Here is a 16,049-nt window from a genome sequence, read left to right as displayed (position 1 = left end):
AGACTGGAGCGATGAAGCGCGCCACCCTCTGGCCGGACCATCTCCTTCCCGAGGACCGGGTCCCGCCGCCGTGGCCGGGTCGGGAGGTCCGCCTCGACGGCGTGGTCACGTACGTGCGGGACACCCCGGCCACCGCCGTCGGCGTGGAGCCGGCGCTGTACGTGCACGGGCTGGGCGGCTCGTCGCAGAACTGGACCGACCTGGCCGGGCTGCTCGCCGACCGGCTGGACGGCCAGGCCATCGACCTGCCCGGGTTCGGCCGCAGCGAGCCGGGCCGCCGCTACACCATTCCGGCCTTCGCCGATCTGGTGGTCCGCTGGATCGAGCACTCCGGTCGAGGGCCGGTGCACCTGTTCGGCAACTCCCTGGGCGGTGCGGTCGCGGTCCAGGTGGCCGGGCTCCAGCCCGACCTGGTCCGTACCCTCACCCTGATCTCTCCTGCGCTGCCGTTCCTGGATTTCCGTCGTTCGTTGCAGGGGCGGATGCTGCCGGTGCTGGCCATCCCCGGGGGTGAACGGTTGGTCGCCTGGCGGCTCACCCAGCTCGCCCCCGAGGTCATGGCTGAGCAGGTCCTGGAGGCCTGCGTCGCCGACCTCAGCCGGATCTGCGAGCAGCGTCGTGCCGAGGCGCTGGAGGAGATCCTGGTGCGCTACGAGGCGGAGCACTACGCGTCTGCGTACGTCCGGACGTTCCGCGGGTTGGTCTCCAGCTTCCTGCGGTCGTACCTGCCGGGGCCGGGCTCGCTGTGGCGGCTCGCCGCGGCGGTGCGCGCGCCGACCCTGGTGGTGGGCGGCCGGCAGGACCGGCTGGTCGACGTGCGGGTCGCGCCGCAGACCGCCCGGACCATCCCGGACAGCCGGCTGCTGATGCTCGACGGCGTCGGCCACGTGGCGCAACTGGAGGTCCCCCGACTGGTGGCCCGGGCGGTTGTCGGCCTGCTCGCCGAAACGGAGGAGACCGCCCGGCGGCCTGATCTGGCAGGCTGAACCGGGTGCCCACCCCCGCCGGCCGCCCCGGTCACCGTCAGCGGCGATTCGCGTTGATCGCCCAACTGGTGGCCGTGGTGCTGGCCGTCGGCGCGGCGGTTTCCGTGATCGCCGAAGGGCCGGGCGGGCACCCCGGCGCCGAGCGGCTGGCCGCTGAGGAGATCCGCACACCGTCGCCGGCCGCACCGCCTCCCCTGCTGGCGGCGCCGCTGCGGCCGTCGGCCGACCCGTCGCCTGCCGCGCCGCCGAGCCCGTCCCCGGTGCTGCGCCTGTCCGGGGCGGTGCCGACCGCCGGCACCGGCCGGTTCGGTTACGACGACCGCGCCGGCCCGGTGCTGGGCCGCGCGGGCGAGCTGCGGCGCTATCGGGTGGCGGTCGAGTCGGGCAGTGGCGAGGACGCCGCCGCGTTCGGGGAGGCGGTCCAGACCGCGCTCGCCGGGCCGGGCAGTTGGGTCGACAGCGGCCGGCTGCGGTTGCAGCAGGTGCCCGAGGGCTCGCCCCGGGACTTCACCGTCTACCTGGCCACGGCCCGTACGGCGGGCCGGATGTGCGCCGACGGTGGGGTGGACATCCGGGTCGGCGGCCGGCCGTACACGTCCTGCCGGACGCCGGGCAGGGTGATCATCAATCTGGATCGGTGGCGGCTGTCCGTGCCGCACTACGTCCAGGCCGGTGTGCCGCTGTCGGTCTACCGGACGTACGTGGTCAACCACGAGGTGGGCCACCAGTTGGGGCACCGGCACGAGCGCTGCCCGGGCTCCGGTCGGCCAGCGCCGGTGATGATGCAGCAGACCCTCTTCCTGCACGGGTGCCGGGTCAATCCGTGGCCGTACCTGGACGGTCGCCGCTACGCCGGTCCTATGCTCTGAGCGCCTGCCACGGCACCCAATCGACGCCTTTATAAGGTGTCTTGCGTTATTGGCGGTGAAAGCGGAGAAATGCCCGATTAATCTGGCAAGCTGGACGTCATGACGCCGTCGTCCCCTTACGGCCCGCCCGAATCGCCCGGCCGACCCGCATACCGGGCGTCGGGCGTGCGGCCTGCGCTGTTCCGGATGCGCCGGCGACGCCGCCGCAGTCTGCTGCTCGGTCTGGTGGTCGTGCTCGCCGTCGGCGCCGGAGTGACGCTGACGTGGGGCGGCGAACCGCCAGCCGAGGCGCCCGCCGCCACCCAGGGCCGGGTGGGTCACGGCGGGGGAGCGGGCGCGCACCCGGCGCCCACCAGTTACCCGTCGGTCGGCGCGGGACGGTTCACCGCGGCCGACGGTGAGACCCCGGTGCACGGCGAGGACGGGCCGCTGCGCCGTTACCGGGTCGTGGTCGAGCACGGCACCGGCCAGGACGCCGACGCCTTCGCCGGCACGGTGGACGAGGCGCTGACCGACCCGCGTAGCTGGATCGCCTCCGGTGAGCTGCGCGTGCAGCGGGTGGCCGATGCGGGGGCCGCCGACTTCACGATCTACCTGGCCACCCCGGTCACCTCCGAGCGGATGTGCGCCGAGGGCGGGCTGACCACCGAGCGATACACCTCCTGCCGGCTCCCCGGCCAGGTCATCATCAATCTGGCCCGCTGGATGGAGGCGGTCCCCGACTACGGCGCGCCGCTGGAGACGTACCGCACCTACGTGATCAACCACGAGGTGGGCCACGAGTTCGGTGAGGAGCACGAGGCCTGCCCGGGCCCCGGCCAGCCGGCGCCGGTGATGCAGCAGCAGACGTACGGCCTGGAGGGCTGCGTCGCCAACGCCTGGCCCTACCTCGACGGCCGTCGGTACGCGGGGGACCTCGTCCCCTGATCGATGGGTCCGTCGGTTATTCCCCTCCCGCATTGCGGGCCACGTGTCCTCCCTCATGGCCGAGCGGGGCCCCGGCGAGCAACAATGGCGCGGTTCACACCGCCGATCCCGGGGAGTCCACCGTGTCGTTGCCCCCGCTCGTCGAGCCCGCCGCCGAGCTGACCGTTGACGAGATCCGCCGCTACTCCCGCCACCTGATCATCCCGGACGTCGGGGTGACCGGGCAGAAGCGGTTGAAGAACGCCCGGGTGCTCTGTGTCGGCGCCGGTGGCCTCGGCTCGCCCGCCCTGATGTATCTCGCCGCGGCCGGGGTCGGCACGCTCGGCATCATCGACTTCGACACCGTCGACGAGTCCAACCTCCAGCGCCAGATCATCCACGGCGTGTCCGACGTCGGCCGGTCCAAGGCCGAGTCCGCCGCCGCCTCGATCCGCGAGATCAACCCGCTGGTCAACGTGGAGATCCACAACACTGCGCTGGACCGGGAGAACGTCCGCGAGATCTTCGCCCAGTACGACCTGATCGTCGACGGCACCGACAACTTCGCCACCCGGTACATGGTCAACGACGCGGCGGTGCTGCTCGGCAAGCCGTACGTCTGGGGCTCGATCTACCGCTTCGACGGCCAGGCGTCGGTGTTCTGGGCCGAGCACGGCCCCTGCTACCGGTGCCTCTACCCGGAGCCGCCGCCGCCCGGCATGGTCCCGTCCTGCGCCGAGGGCGGCGTGCTCGGTGTGCTCTGCGCGTCGATCGGCTCGATCCAGGTGAACGAGGCGATCAAGCTGCTCACCGGCATCGGTGAGCCGCTGGTCGGCCGGCTGATGGTCTACGACGCCCTGGAGATGGAGTACCGCAAGATCAAGGTTCGCAAGGACCCGAACTGCGCACTCTGCGGCGAGAACCCGACGGTCACCGACCTGTTGGAGGACTACGAGGACTTCTGCGGCGCGGTCTCCGACGAGGCCCAGGAGGCGGTGGTCGACTCGACCATCACCGCGTTGGAGCTCAAGGAGTGGCAGGACGCCGACAAGGACATCTTCCTGGTCGACGTCCGGGAGCCGGCCGAGTACGAGATCGTCCGGATCCCCGGCGCCACCCTGATCCCCAAGGGCGACATCATCTCGGGCGAGGCGCTGGCCCAGCTGCCGCAGGACCGCCAGATCGTGCTGCACTGCAAGTCCGGTGTCCGCTCCGCGGAGGCGCTCGCCGCGCTCAAGGCGGCCGGGTTCCGCGACGCCGTGCACGTGCAGGGCGGCGTGCTCTCCTGGATCAAGCAGATCGACCCCTCGCTGCCCGCGTACTGACCGGCCGGCCGGGGCGGCGCACACCGCCGCCCCGGCTCCGGCGTGGCCCGGCCGGCGCCGTCCGCTGGCGAATCGACGCAAGTGACCCCGAGCAGCCCTCCGAGCGGAGCGACGCAGCCATTCCCGGCTGGCCGATTCCCCGAGGCGGAATCGTGTCTGCGCAGGTAGCGTCTCCGCCGTGGTCGACTTGGAAGCCGCGATCGGGTTCGTCGTGGCGCACGGAGATGCGGTCGAACGTGCCCGCCTCTCCTGGCTGCGCAACGGCACGCCGGTGCCCGCCGAGCTGCTGGAGACGGTCGAGGTCGCCCCGGCTCCCGACGGCGGCTGGCCGGCGACCTGGGGCGGCGAGATGGCCTCGATCGACGCCACCTGCTTCCGGCTCGCCGAGCTGGACGACCTGGGGGCGCTCGGCCGTCCCGCCGCGCGCCGGGCGCTGGACTGGCTGGCGTCCCGGCAGCAGCCCGACGGGGGCTGGGAGGAGGACCCCTCGCTGGCCGGGTCGGCTCCGGAGTGGGCCCGCCCCGGCGACCCGGAGGCGGGGCTCTTCCTCACCGCGAACGCCGGCTTCTGGCTCACCGTCGCCGGCCTGGACGCCCGTGCCGCCGGTCCGCTCGATCACCGGGTCGGCGGGGCGTACGCCGGGGTGGTGCAGGGGGCGGCCCAGTCGCTCGCCAAGCGGCTGCGCCCCGACGGCAGTTGGCCGTCCTTCCTGGCCGCCGGTTGGCTGAGCGCGGCGGTGCTGCACCGGCAGGACATGTTCCAGGAGTCGGCGCGGATCCAGGTGGTGCTCGCCGAGCGGATGCCCGGGATGTCACCGGGGGACGTGGCCTGGCTGGCGGCCACGCTGCGCCGGGTCGGCATCGACCCGCAGGACTGGATCATGGTGCGGGCGCTTCGCCGGCTGGCCGAGACCCAGCGCAGCGACGGCGGCTGGGAGAGCGACGACGGGCACCAGTTCGACGTGCACTCGACCCTCTCCGCCATCCGGGCCTGCCGGCCGGCGCCGGCCGGCTGAGGCGCGGCCCGTACCGCTAGCGCAGGTGCCCGTCCCCGGTGACCACGTACTTGGTGCTGGTCAGCTCAGGCAGGCCCATCGGGCCGCGGGCGTGCAGCTTCTGCGTGGAGATGCCGATCTCCGCGCCGAAGCCGAACTCGCCGCCGTCGGTGAACCGCGTCGAGGCGTTCACCATGACCGCCGCCGCGTCCACCCGGGCGACGAACTCGCGGGCGGCGTTCGCCGAGTCGGTGAGGATCGCCTCGGTGTGCCCGGTGCCGTAGCGCCGGATGTGCGCGACCGCCGCGTCCAGCGAGTCGACCACCGCGACGGAGATGTCCGCGGAGAGGTACTCGGTGGCGTAGTCCTCCTCGGTGGCCGGGACCACGGCGGCGGAGTGTCCCGCGACCTCGGGCGAACCGTGCACGGTCACGCCGGCCTCGGCGAACGCGGCCAGCATCGGCGGCAGGAACGCGTCCGCGACGTCCGCGTGCACCAGCAGCGACTCGGCGGTGTTGCAGGTGGACAGCCGCTGGGTCTTGGCGTTCAGCGTCACCGCGACGGCCTTCGCCACGTCGGCGGCGGCGTCCACGTAGACGTGGCAGTTGCCCACCCCGGTCTCGATCACCGGCACGGTCGACTCCTCGACCACGGTGCGGATCAGTGACGCGCCGCCGCGCGGGATGAGCACGTCGACCAGCCCTCGGGCGCGCATCAGCTCCTTGACCGACTCGCGGGAGCTGGCGTCGAGCAGCTGCACCGCGTCGGCCGGCAGCCCCGCCCCGGCGACCGCGTCACGCAGCACCGCGACCAGCGCCGCGTTGGAGTGCGCGGCCGAGGACGACCCGCGCAGCAGCGCCGCGTTGCCGGACTTGAGGCAGATCCCGGCCGCGTCCACGGTCACGTTGGGACGCGCCTCGTAGATGATGCCGACCACCCCGAACGGCACCCGGATCTGGCGCAGTTCCAGGCCGTTGGGCAGGGTCGAGCCGCGGACCACCTCGCCGACCGGGTCGGGTAGCGCGGCCATCTGGCGCAGCGCGTCGGCGATGCCGGCCACGCGGCCCGCGTCGAGGGCGAGCCGGTCCAGCACGGCCGCGGTCAGCCCGGCGTCCCGGCCGGCCGCCAGGTCCGTCTCGTTGGCGGCGAGGATCTCCGGGGTACGCGCCACCAGGGCGTCGGCCATCGCGGCCAGCGCCGCGTCCTTGGCGGTACGCGTCGCCACGGCCAGTTCCGCGGCGGCGTCCCGCGCCCGTCGGGCCTGCTCGACGACGCTCATCCTGCACTCCTCACGTGATGACAAGCTGCTCACAGCAGTACGAGGTCGTCGCGGTGGACGACCTCCCGTTCGTACGCCGGGCCGAGCGCCGCGGCGAGTTCGGAGGTGGAGCGACCGAGCAGCCCGGGCAGCTCCACCGCGTCGTAGTTGACCAGCCCTCGGGCGACCGGCGCGCCGGCGGTGTCCACCAGGTCGACCGGGTCGCCGGCGGTGAACGTCCCGTCCACGGCGGTGATGCCGGCCGGCAGCAGCGACTTGCGCCGCCCGACGACGGCGGCAACCGCGCCCGGGTCGAGGTGCAGCCGCCCCCGTGGTGAGGTGGCGTGGGCGAGCCAGAACAGCCGGGCCGCCGGGCGCTGCCGTTGCGGGTGGAACAGCGTGCCGACCGGCTCGCCGGCCAGCGCCGGGGCGGCCAGGTCGGCGGCGGTGAGCACCACCGGGATGCCGAAGCCGGTGGCGATCCGGGCGGCCTCGACCTTGGTCACCATGCCGCCGGTGCCGACCCCGGAACGGCCGGCTTTGCCGATGGCGACCCCGGCGAGGTCGGCCTCGTCGCGGACCTCCGCGATCCGCGTCGAGTGCGGGCGGGCCGGATCGCCGGTCCAGAGTGCGTCCACGTCGGAGAGGAGCAGCAGCAGATCGGCGTGCACCAGCGCGGCCACCAGCGCGGCCAGCCGGTCGTTGTCACCGAACCGGATCTCGTCGGTGGCCACCGTGTCGTTCTCGTTGACGATCGGCACCGCGCGCAGGTCGAGCAGCTTGCGCAGGGTGCGGTACGCGTTGCGGTAGTGCGCCCGTCGGGTCACGTCGTCGACGGTGAGCAGCACCTGCCCGACGGTCAGCCGGTGCCGGGCGAAGCTGGCCGCGTACCGGCCGATCAGCAGGCCCTGCCCGACGCTGGCGGCGGCCTGCTGGGTGGCCAGGTCGCGTGGGCGTCGGGCCAGCCCGAGCGGGGACAGGCCGGCGGCGATGGCGCCCGAGGAGACCAGCACCACCTCGCGCCCCTCGGCGGCGAGCCTGCCGAGAGCGTCGACCAGCGCGTCGACCCGCTCGTCGGCCAGCCCGCCGCTGGCGGTGGTCAACGAGGAGGATCCGATCTTGACGACGACCCGTCGGGCCGCCGTGACTGCGTCGCGCACCCGCCCATTCTGCGTGGTCGGTGCGGCGCGGCCCGGTCGCGTTCCCATATCGTGGCGGACTGTGACTCCGGACGAGTACGTCGAGGCGGTGCTGGACCTGGTCGAGCGGATCCCGCCCGGGCGGGTGATGTCGTACGGCGCGGTGGCCGACGCGCTCGCCGAGCGCTCCGGCCGCGCGTCGGCCCGGCTGGTGGGCAGCATCATGGCTCGGCACGGCGGCTCGGTGCCCTGGCACCGGGTGGTCACCTCCGCCGGTCGGCTGCCCCCGGGGCACGAGCGGGAGGCGCGGGCCCGGCTGCGCGCCGAGGGGGCGCCGCTGCGCGGCGAGGGCGTGGACATCCGGGCCGCGGGTTGGTCGCCGGATGAGGGGATGTGACCGGCGCCATAACGTGAGTAACATTCGGCCCCATGAACCCGCCGCCGGGTGACGCCGGCTTGCCCGCCGCCGGTCCGCTGCCCCGGTCGGTGCACGCCGGGTACTCGCTCGGCTCACTGGCCACCGGCGCGTTCGGCACAGTGCCCGGTCTGCTGCTGCTGCCGTACCTGACCGACACGCTGGGCGTCGCCGCCGGGGTGGCCGCCCTTCTGGTGCTGCTGCCCAAGGCATGGGACGTGCTGGTCAACCCGGTCGCCGGGCGAATCTCCGACCGCACCCGGTCGCGCTGGGGCGCCCGCCGGCCGTACCTGCTCGTCGCCGGCCTCGCCCTCGCCGTGCTCTTCGCGGCCATCTTCGCCGCGCCGTTCGGCAACGGCCCGGCCGCCCCGGCGTACGTGGCGCTCGCCTTCCTCGCCACCGCCACCGCGTTCGCCTTCTTCCAGGTGCCGTACGTGGCGATGCCGGCGGAGCTGACCGACGACTACGCCGAACGTACCCGGCTGATGACCTGGCGGATCGCCGTGCTGGCACTGGCCATCCTGGTCTCCGGCGCGGTCGCCCCGCTGGTGGTGACCGCGAGCGGTGACGGCCTGCCCGGGCACCGGTGGATGGGCCTGTTCGTGGCGCTGCTGATCGCCCTCGGCGCCGTCGGCGCGTTCTTCGGCACCCGGTCCGCCCCGACCGGCACGGTGGGCGGCAGCGAGCCGACGCTGCGCGCCCAGCTCGCCGTGGCCGGCGCCAACCGGCCGTTCCGGGCGCTGCTGATCTGCTTCGTGGTGCAGTCCGCCGGGGTGGCGACCATCCTGGCCGGGGTCAACTACTTCGCCGGGCAGATCCTGCGCGACGAGCAGAGCGGCCCGACCCTGCTCTTCGTCTGCTTCGTCGGGCCGGCGCTGCTGGTGATGCCGCTCTGGACCCGGGTGGGGGCCAGGCTGGGTAAGCGAGCCGCCCTGGTCGCCGCCGCGCTGATCCTCGCCGCCGGGGCACTCGCCCTGGTCGCCGCGCCGGCACTGCCGCCGGTCGCGGTCTATCTCCTGGTCGCGGTGATCGGCGTCGGCTACGCCGGTCAGCAGGTGTTCGCGCTGGCCATGTTGCCGGACTGCATCGCGTACGACACGGCGCGCACCGGCCGGCGGCAGGCCGGCGTCTTCACCGGCCTCTGGACCGCCGGAGAGACCTTCGGTCTGGCCCTCGGCCCCGGCATCTACGGCCTGGTGCTCCAGTTCTCCGGCTACGTCTCCTCCGACACCGGCACGGCGGCCGCCCAGTCCGACACCGCCCGCCTCGGCGTCCTGCTCGGCTTCACAGTCCTGCCCGCCCTGCTGGTAGGTCTCCCCGTCCTCCTCCTGCGCCGCTACACCCTCACCCCCGCCCTCCTCGCCGCAGCCACGCACAACCGACGCGTCGATCATGGGGTTGTGGTGGGGGACGAAAGCCATTGACCGTCACGAGAAGGGCACCACAGGTCCATGATCGACGAGAACAGGGTGTGGGCCGGGGCGCTGTCCCGGGACGGGGTGGCGGCGGACGTCGCGTTGGCCGAGGTTCGGGAGCTGCGCGCGGGCGATCGGCCCACCCACGGCGGGCGGCTCTTCGCGTACGTCTACGACCCGGCGGTGCCGGGGCTGGACGACCTCGCCGCCGCCGCACACCGGGAGAGCGCGCACGTCAACGGGCTGGACCCGACCGCGTTCCCGTCCCTGCTGGCGATGGAGAACGCGCTGGTCGGCGCGGCCGGCCGGGTGCTCGGCGGTGGGCCGGGCACGACCGCCCCGGACGTGGTCGGCAGTGTCACCAGTGGCGGCACCGAGTCACTGATCCTCGCGGTCAAGGCGGCCCGGGACGCCCACCCCGAGCTGGCCGCACCCCGGATCGTGGTGCCGGCGAACGCGCACGCGGCGTTCGCCAAGGCGGCGCACTACCTGCGGGTGGCGCTGGACGTGGTGCCGGTCTCCCTGGACACGCTGCGCCCCGACCCGGCCGCGATGGCCGCCGCGATCCGCCCGGAGACGGTGCTGGTGGCCTGCTCCGCGCCGTCGTACGCGCACGGCGTGGTGGACCCGGTCGCGGAGATCGCGGCGGCGGCGGCCGAGGCCGGGGTGCGCTGCCACGTGGACGCCTGCTTCGGCGGCTGGACCCTGCCGTACCTGCGCCGCCTCGGTGCCCCGGTGCCGGCGTTCGACTTCGCGGTACCCGGGGTCACCTCCATCTCGGTCGACCTGCACAAGTACGCGTACGCGCCGAAGGGGGTGTCCGTGCTGCTGCACCGCGACGCCGCGCTACGCGCCCCGCAGTACTTCGCCTACGCGGACTGGCCCGGCTACACGATGATCAACCCGGTGATCGCCTCCACCCGCTCGGGCGGGCCGATCGCCGCCGCGTACGCGACCCTGCGGCACCTCGGCGACGCCGGGTATTTGGCGCTGGCCGAGCGCACCCGGGAAGCGGTGGCCGGGCTGGCCGCCGCCGTGCGCGGGGTCGACGGGCTGCGGCTGATGGCCGAGCCGGAGTCCACCGTGGTCTGCTTCACCGCCACCGAGGGCGGCCCCGACCTGTTCGTCCTCGTCGACGAGTTGACCGCGCGCGGCTGGCACACCCAGCCGCAGTTGTCGTACGCCGGCCTGCCGGCCAGTGTGCACCTCACGGTGACCGCCGCGGTGGCGCCCCGGGTGGCCGAGTTCGGGCCGGACCTGGCCGACGCGGTGGCGGCTGCCCGGGCGGCCGGCCCGGTCCGGCTGCCTGCGGAATTGACCGCCGTGGTCGGCGCCCTCACGCCGGACGCGTTGACCCCGGAGCTGGTCGTCGGCCTGGCAGCCGGGCTGGGTCTGGGGGCCGAGCCGGGTCCGGACGGCGACTCGGGCGTCGGGCCGCTGCCCGAGCGGATGGCGGTGGTGAACACGCTGCTCAACGCCGCGCCGCCGGCGCTGCGCGAGCGGCTGCTGGTCGAGTTCGTCGGCCTGCTGCAACGCCCGAGCTGGTGACGGGAGCGACGGCCGTGCCGCACGCCACCCGGCGTGCTGCACGGCCGTCGCGAACCCGTCGAGCGCTTCACCGATAGGCGATCCGGACCACGTTGTCGGCGTCGTGGGTGTCCAGCAGGAAGTTGAACCCGCTGTCCATCGGCCGGGCGTCCACTTCGGCGGTTCCCGTGCCCACCGTGACGCCCTGGCCGGCTCGGAAACTCAGCGTGAGCGTCATCTCGGCCCCTGCCTCCAGCCTGCCCAGGTCGCAGGTCACCGGCTCCTGGGTCGTCTGCGGCTCGTTGCGGCACGGGGCCCAGCCGTCGACGTCCGGGCGCACGACTGGGGGCACGTTCAGCCGCAGCGCCACGTACGGGACCGGCCCGGCGCCCCGGTTGCGGATCCGTACCGTCGTCGTACCCGTGTGGGAACCGTCCGACGCGGTGCCGAGCACCAGATCGGTGGCGGTCACGGCGAGATCCGCCGAGTGCGGGTTCGGGCCGAAGCTGGTCGGGCCGGAGACCTGGGCGAAGGCGTCACCCTGCCAGCGGTAGCCACGCCACTGCCGCTGTGACCACTCGCCGGGCCAGCCGCCTCCGGGCGCGATGTCGCCGACCTGCACCCGTACCGTGCCGTCGTCGACGACGACGTCGAGCGCGAACAGCCATTGCGGCTTGTCCTTGGTCGTCGCCACCACCCGACCCAGCGTGACGAGCCGGCCGGTGCCATCCCGGTCGAAGACGACCACCTGCTGCGGACCGCCGGTGCCGAGCACGCACTGCACCAGCGCCACCGTCTCCACCGCGCCGTCCCCGTCGACGTCGCCGTGGTCGAGCGCCTGGAGCCAGTTCGCGCCCTCCCTGGCGTCGGCGGTGAGCCGTACGCCCGACGTCGGGCAGCCGCGTCCGGCCCGCCACGCCGGCAGGGTCACCGGCGCGCCCAGGAGCTGCGACCGGCTGAGCCGACCGTCGGGTCCGGGCGAGGTCGGGCTGGCGCTGGTCGCGGAAGGGCTGGCGGTCGGGCTGGGTGGGGCGCTCGACGGCGACACCGGCGCGCTTGGCGTGGGCTCGACCGGACCCGGGCGGAGCTCCGGGTCGTTCATCGCCGCGTACCCGACGGCCGACCCGCTGAACAGCGCGAGCACCACGGTGGTGGTCGCCGCCAACCGGCGACGGCCGCGCCCTCGTGCCGCCCGCCGGACGGCAGCGGGTCCGGGCACCTCGACCTCGGCCAGCACGGTACGGCGGTAGTGGGCGAACTCCTCGGCGAAGCCGAGGGTCTCCTGCTCAGACATCCCGCACCTCCTCGTTGGTGTCGCGTAGGTGTGTCGCGAGGGCAGCCCGCCCCCGGTGCAGCCAGGACTTGACCGTCCCCTCGGCGACCCGTTCCTGGGCGGCGATCTCGGCGATCGACAGGTCGGCGAGGTAGTGCAGTACGACGGCCCGCCGCTGCTTTGGGGGCAACTGCGCCAGCGCAGCGTCGACGGCGACCCGGTCGGGGCTCGGCCCCGCTACGTGCGTCTCCCGCTGCCGCAGCAGCCACGCCTGGGCGGTGCGCAGCCGCCGCCAGCGGTTGTGGGCGAGGTTCCAGGCGACCCGGCGCACCCAGGCCAGCGGGTCCTCGTACCGGGCCAGCCGGTCCCACCGGGTGTACGCCCGACAGAACGCCTCCTGAACCAGGTCCTGCGCCTGCCCGCGGTCGCCGGTGTACGCGGTGAGCTGCACCACCAGCCCGCGGAAGTGGGCGTGATAGAAGTCGTCGAAGACCAGCTTGGCCGGCGGAGGGACTGTGGTTCCCGGTGGCTCGGGTGGGGGTCCACCCACCCGTACGTCTCTCGTCACAAGCACTCGTCCTCCCCGTGGTGGCCGCAGGCGGTGAGTCCGCCAGCACCGGTCACACAACCGGACGCGCCGGCCGGTTGCGCACGACGGCGGAGGTTCTATGTCGGGTGCGGGACATCCGGGCCCGGCCGTTCTCGGCGCCGTACCCCGATAGAAGTCCACAACGGCCCTCGGGGTTGCCGCCGGACGCTGTGGTTGACTGTCCAGTGGGTGACAGGAGGGGGGCGTCGTGCAGCTACCGGCAGTGCTGGGAGAGCCGATCCGGTTCGTGCTGAACTGGGGGCGCCGCTACTCGCTCTGGGTCTTCAACTTCGGCCTGGCCTGCTGCGCGATCGAGTTCATCGCCACCAGTATGGGCCGGCACGACTTCATGCGGCTCGGCGTCATTCCGTTCGCCCACGGCCCCCGGCAGGCCGACCTGATGGTGGTCTCCGGCACGGTGACCGACAAGATGGCCCCGGCGATCAAGCGGCTCTACGACCAGATGCCGGAGCCCAAGTACGTCATCTCGTTCGGCGCCTGCTCCAACTGCGGCGGCCCCTACTGGGATTCGTACTCGGTGACCAAGGGCGTCGACCAGCTCATCCCGGTCGACGTCTACGTGCCCGGCTGCCCGCCCCGGCCGGAGGCGCTGCTGCACGGCATCCTGCGCCTGCAGGAGAAGATCGCCGCCGAGCAGTCCGGCATTGGCGGGGTGCCCCGCCCGGATCTGCTCGCCGCGCCGCTGGACGCCCCGCCCCGCGAAGCCTCCGCCCCGCGTTCTGTCGACTCGCTCACCGCACCTCCGGTACGCCCGCCCACCGCTGACTGAGACGGGCCCCCACCTCGCCCGGTCGGCCCGAGCGGACCAGTCGGTTGTCTGATCACCCGGGGTGGTGGGGCCGGGCTAGCCTGCGGACCATGAGCAACCCCGTGGACCAGCGGTCCGCCCACATCCTGCACGTGCTCACCGAGGAGTTCGGCGCCTCGATGGCGATCGACCCGGCCGCCTTCCGCCGTAAGTTCCGCAAGATGGCGGCGTCGCCGTTCGCGTTCTACCGGGGCAGCGCCGCGCTCTTCTACGCCGACCAGCGCGGCGACTTCGCCGACGACCGGTTCCTGGACGAGCGGACCGGCCGGGTGTGGATCCACGGCGACCTGCACGCGGAGAACTTCGGCACCTACATGAACGCCTCCGGGCAGTTGGTGTTCAACGTCAACGACTTCGACGAGGCGTACGTCGGGCCGTTCACCTGGGATCTGCGGCGGTTCGCGGCCAGCGTGGCGCTGCTCGGCTACAGCAAGGCGCTCTCCGACACGGTGATCGGCAACCTGGTGGCCGGCTTCGCCCGGTCGTACCTGACCGAGCTGCGGGCGATCGCCGCCGGTGGGGACGACGCGATCGGCTCGATCACCCTGGACAACGCCGACGGGGTGCTGCGCCGGGTGCTCCAGCAGGCCCGGCTCAACACCCGGGTCGACCTGCTCGCCACGCAGACCACCATCGACAACTACGAGCGACGCTTCTCCGTGAGCGACGGGGTCTTCGAGATCGACGGGGACACCCGGGCCAAGGTCCTCGCCGCCTTCCAGGGTTACCTGGGCACCCTGCCCACCGCCTCGGCCCGGCCGCGCCCGGTGGCGGCACAGATCAAGGACGTGGTGCTGCGCAAGGGGGTGGGCATCGGCTCGGCCGGGCTGCCGTCGTACAACCTGCTGCTGGAGGGGCACACCCAGGCGCTGGAGAACGACGTCGTCATCTACATGAAGCAGGCGCAGGTGCCGGCGGTGGCCCGGTACGTCACCGACGAGTCGGTCCGGGGCTACTTCCAGCACCAGGGCCACCGGACCGCCGAGTCGCAGCGGGCGTTGCAGGCGCACGCAGACCCGTGGCTGGGCTTCACCGAGCTGGACGGGGCCGGCCAGCTCGTCGCCGAGGTCTCCCCGTACGCCGCCGACCTGGACTGGTCCGACGTGAACGAGCCGGAGGAGCTGACCGGGGTGCTCGTCGACCTCGGCCGGGCGGTGGCCCGGATGCACTCGGTCGCCGACGACGAGTCCAGCCACGACCTGGTGGACTACTCCACCGAGGAGGCGATCGTCGCCGTGGTGGGCGCCGACGAGTCGGGCTTCGTCACCCATCTGGTGGACTTCGCGCACGCGTACGGGCTGCGCGCCCGGGAGGACCACCAGCTCTTCGTGGACCTGTTCCGCAACGGCCGGCTGCCCGGCATCTGAGCCGGCGGCGCGTTGATCAGGAGGCGAACTCCAGCACCACCTTGATGTCGTTCGCCTCGGCGGTGTACGCCTCGGCGTACCGTTCCACCGGCACCCGACGGGTGAGCAGCGATTCGAGCCAGGACTGGTCGGCTCGGGCGAGCGCCTGCGCGGCCATGGTCCAGTGCCGCCGGTTGGCGTTCACCGAGCCGAACACGACGTTGTTCTCCAGCACCAGTGCCCGGTTGAGCGCCCCGGCGTCGAAGTCGATGGTCCGGCCGCCGCTGGACACCCCGGCCAGGCAGACGATCCCGGTCGGGGCCGCCTTGCACATCACGTCGATGACCACCGTGGGCGCACCGGTGCACTCGACGACCACGTCCGGATCGAAGGGCAGGTCGTTGACCGGCACCGCGTGGTACGTGGCGCCGAGTGCGGCAACCAGCTCCGGTTTCGGCCCCGAGGTCGCCCGGTCCAGCACGTGGACGGCGAGCCCGCGCTGGGTGGCGAGCAGCGCGGCCAGCAGCCCGATCGGTCCGGCCCCGGTCACCAGGACCGTCTGCGGCTGCCACTCGGCCCGGTGCCCGATCCGCTCGATGTGGTCCCACGCCTTGGCCACCACGCTGGTCGGCTCCAGCAGCATGCCGACCCGGGCCAGTGCCGGGTCGAGCCCGACCGCGAACTCGGGCTCGATCCGCCAGCGGTCGCGGGCGAAACCGGGCAGCGCCTTGATGCCGTGCTCGGTGTACTGCCCGTTGCGGCACATGTCCCACTCGCCGACCGCGCAGTTGGGGCAGGGCACCGGGTCGGGGTGCCGGACGATCCCGGCCACCAGGTCGCCCGGTTGCAGGGTGCCGGTCGGGTCCTCCAGCACCCGGCCCAGCGACTCGTGCCCGATGATCAGGCGGTCCGCGCCGGGCGGCGCCTCGCCGTAATCCCCAGCGATGATCTCGTGGTCGGTGCCGCAGATCCCCACCGCCAGCGCCTCGACCAGGACCGCACCCTCCTCGGGCGGCGGCTCGGGCTGATCCTCGATGAGGCTCAGCGAGTTGGCGACCCCGGGTTTCACAGTCACAGCGCGCACGCCCCTCATCTTTCCCCGCCGACCGCCGTGCCGTCCGCAAAGCGGGCAGATCGCCGGGTGCCGGCGGTGGACCGGCGCGGGCCGGGCCCACGCG

At 73.5% G+C, this 16,049-nt stretch carries 14 protein-coding genes and 1 pseudogene; 10 read left to right on the top strand and 5 right to left on the bottom strand.

All coding sequences use genetic code 11. The features are described 5' to 3' along the window. Positions 1-11 precede the first annotated feature (11 nt). From OG470_RS03395 to OG470_RS03375, 5 genes are all read left to right on the top strand, one after another. A complete protein-coding gene (locus OG470_RS03395; protein WP_328420648.1) occupies positions 12-986 on the top strand; it encodes an alpha/beta fold hydrolase in 975 nt (324 codons plus the stop codon). Positions 987-991: 5 nt separating this feature from the next. After that, complete coding sequence (locus OG470_RS03390) at positions 992-1,855, top strand: DUF3152 domain-containing protein (RefSeq protein ID WP_328420646.1); 864 nt, start codon at positions 992-994, stop codon at positions 1,853-1,855. Between the two features lie 186 nt (positions 1,856-2,041). Then, the gene (locus OG470_RS03385) at positions 2,042-2,782 is read left to right on the top strand and encodes a DUF3152 domain-containing protein (RefSeq protein ID WP_328420644.1); all 741 of its coding nucleotides are present in this window, start codon (positions 2,042-2,044) and stop codon (positions 2,780-2,782) included. A 122-nt stretch (positions 2,783-2,904) separates the two neighbouring features. After that, entirely contained in the window at positions 2,905-4,086 is a 1,182-nt protein-coding gene (gene moeZ / locus OG470_RS03380; protein WP_386987895.1) for an adenylyltransferase/sulfurtransferase MoeZ, read from the top strand. Between the two features lie 127 nt (positions 4,087-4,213). Then, positions 4,214-5,101 carry a prenyltransferase/squalene oxidase repeat-containing protein gene (locus tag OG470_RS03375; protein ID WP_328426111.1) on the top strand — a complete coding sequence of 296 codons (888 nt, stop codon included), beginning with the start codon at positions 4,214-4,216 and terminating at the stop codon, positions 5,099-5,101. A 16-nt stretch (positions 5,102-5,117) separates the two neighbouring features. On the opposite strand, the gene OG470_RS03370 is transcribed toward OG470_RS03375, so the two are convergent. Together OG470_RS03370 and proB are read right to left on the bottom strand one after the other, a co-directional pair. Continuing rightward, positions 5,118-6,359 carry a glutamate-5-semialdehyde dehydrogenase gene (locus OG470_RS03370; protein ID WP_328420642.1) on the bottom strand — a complete coding sequence of 414 codons (1,242 nt, stop codon included), beginning with the start codon at positions 6,357-6,359 and terminating at the stop codon, positions 5,118-5,120. A gap of 29 nt (positions 6,360-6,388) precedes the next feature. Next, positions 6,389-7,546 (bottom strand): glutamate 5-kinase, encoded by a 1,158-nt coding sequence (proB, locus tag OG470_RS03365; RefSeq protein WP_328420640.1) that lies wholly within the window; start codon positions 7,544-7,546, stop codon positions 6,389-6,391. 13 nt (positions 7,547-7,559) lie between these two features. Here proB and OG470_RS03360 point away from each other — a divergent pair, with 13 nt between their 5' ends. The 3 genes and pseudogenes from OG470_RS03360 (at position 7,560) to OG470_RS03350 (ending at position 10,855) form a co-directional block, all read left to right on the top strand. Further along, the gene (locus OG470_RS03360) at positions 7,560-7,874 is read left to right on the top strand and encodes an MGMT family protein (RefSeq protein ID WP_328420638.1); all 315 of its coding nucleotides are present in this window, start codon (positions 7,560-7,562) and stop codon (positions 7,872-7,874) included. A gap of 32 nt (positions 7,875-7,906) precedes the next feature. After that, positions 7,907-9,347: pseudogene (locus tag OG470_RS03355) on the top strand (MFS transporter). Further along, entirely contained in the window at positions 9,344-10,855 is a 1,512-nt protein-coding gene (locus tag OG470_RS03350; protein ID WP_328420634.1) for a pyridoxal phosphate-dependent decarboxylase family protein, read from the top strand. The pseudogene OG470_RS03355 and the gene OG470_RS03350 overlap by 4 nt, the downstream one beginning before the upstream one ends. A gap of 67 nt (positions 10,856-10,922) precedes the next feature. Here the strand turns inward: OG470_RS03350 and OG470_RS03345 are convergent, their stop codons facing one another. Then, positions 10,923-12,128, bottom strand: a complete 1,206-nt coding sequence (locus tag OG470_RS03345) for a hypothetical protein (RefSeq protein ID WP_328420632.1) — start codon at positions 12,126-12,128, stop codon at positions 10,923-10,925. Beyond that, positions 12,121-12,681, bottom strand: a complete 561-nt coding sequence (locus OG470_RS03340) for an RNA polymerase sigma factor (protein WP_442931035.1) — start codon at positions 12,679-12,681, stop codon at positions 12,121-12,123. Before OG470_RS03340 ends, OG470_RS03345 begins: the two co-directional genes overlap by 8 nt. 223 nt (positions 12,682-12,904) lie before the next feature. Here OG470_RS03340 and OG470_RS03335 point away from each other — a divergent pair, with 223 nt between their 5' ends. Together OG470_RS03335 and OG470_RS03330 are read left to right on the top strand one after the other, a co-directional pair. Beyond that, the gene (locus OG470_RS03335) at positions 12,905-13,486 is read left to right on the top strand and encodes an NADH-quinone oxidoreductase subunit B (RefSeq protein WP_328420630.1); all 582 of its coding nucleotides are present in this window, start codon (positions 12,905-12,907) and stop codon (positions 13,484-13,486) included. An 89-nt stretch (positions 13,487-13,575) separates the two neighbouring features. Continuing rightward, positions 13,576-14,892 (top strand): DUF2252 domain-containing protein, encoded by a 1,317-nt coding sequence (locus tag OG470_RS03330; protein ID WP_328420628.1) that lies wholly within the window; start codon positions 13,576-13,578, stop codon positions 14,890-14,892. Positions 14,893-14,908: 16 nt separating this feature from the next. Here OG470_RS03330 and OG470_RS03325 read toward each other — a convergent pair whose 3' ends face one another. Continuing rightward, positions 14,909-15,955 (bottom strand): glucose 1-dehydrogenase, encoded by a 1,047-nt coding sequence (locus tag OG470_RS03325; RefSeq protein WP_328420626.1) that lies wholly within the window; start codon positions 15,953-15,955, stop codon positions 14,909-14,911. Between the last annotated feature and the right edge of the window lie 94 nt (positions 15,956-16,049).

The sequence above is a fragment of the Micromonospora sp. NBC_00389 genome, from assembly GCF_036059255.1.
Taxonomy (GTDB): Bacteria; Actinomycetota; Actinomycetes; order Mycobacteriales; family Micromonosporaceae; genus Micromonospora.
This window is presented reverse-complemented; position numbering and strand designations above follow the sequence as displayed.

Excerpts from the sequence above, each read along its gene's own strand:
- OG470_RS03395 (WP_328420648.1), top strand. The coding sequence starts at position 12 with ATGAAGCGCGCCACCCTCTGGCCGGACCATCTCCTTCCCGAGGACCGG.
- OG470_RS03385 (WP_328420644.1), top strand. The coding sequence starts at position 2,042 with ATGCGCCGGCGACGCCGCCGCAGTCTGCTGCTCGGTCTGGTGGTCGTG.
- OG470_RS03370 (WP_328420642.1), bottom strand. The coding sequence starts at position 6,359 with ATGAGCGTCGTCGAGCAGGCCCGACGGGCGCGGGACGCCGCCGCGGAA.
- proB (WP_328420640.1), bottom strand. The coding sequence starts at position 7,546 with ATGGGAACGCGACCGGGCCGCGCCGCACCGACCACGCAGAATGGGCGG.
- OG470_RS03350 (WP_328420634.1), top strand. The coding sequence starts at position 9,344 with ATGATCGACGAGAACAGGGTGTGGGCCGGGGCGCTGTCCCGGGACGGG.
- OG470_RS03345 (WP_328420632.1), bottom strand. The coding sequence starts at position 12,128 with ATGTCTGAGCAGGAGACCCTCGGCTTCGCCGAGGAGTTCGCCCACTAC.
- OG470_RS03330 (WP_328420628.1), top strand. The coding sequence starts at position 13,576 with ATGAGCAACCCCGTGGACCAGCGGTCCGCCCACATCCTGCACGTGCTC.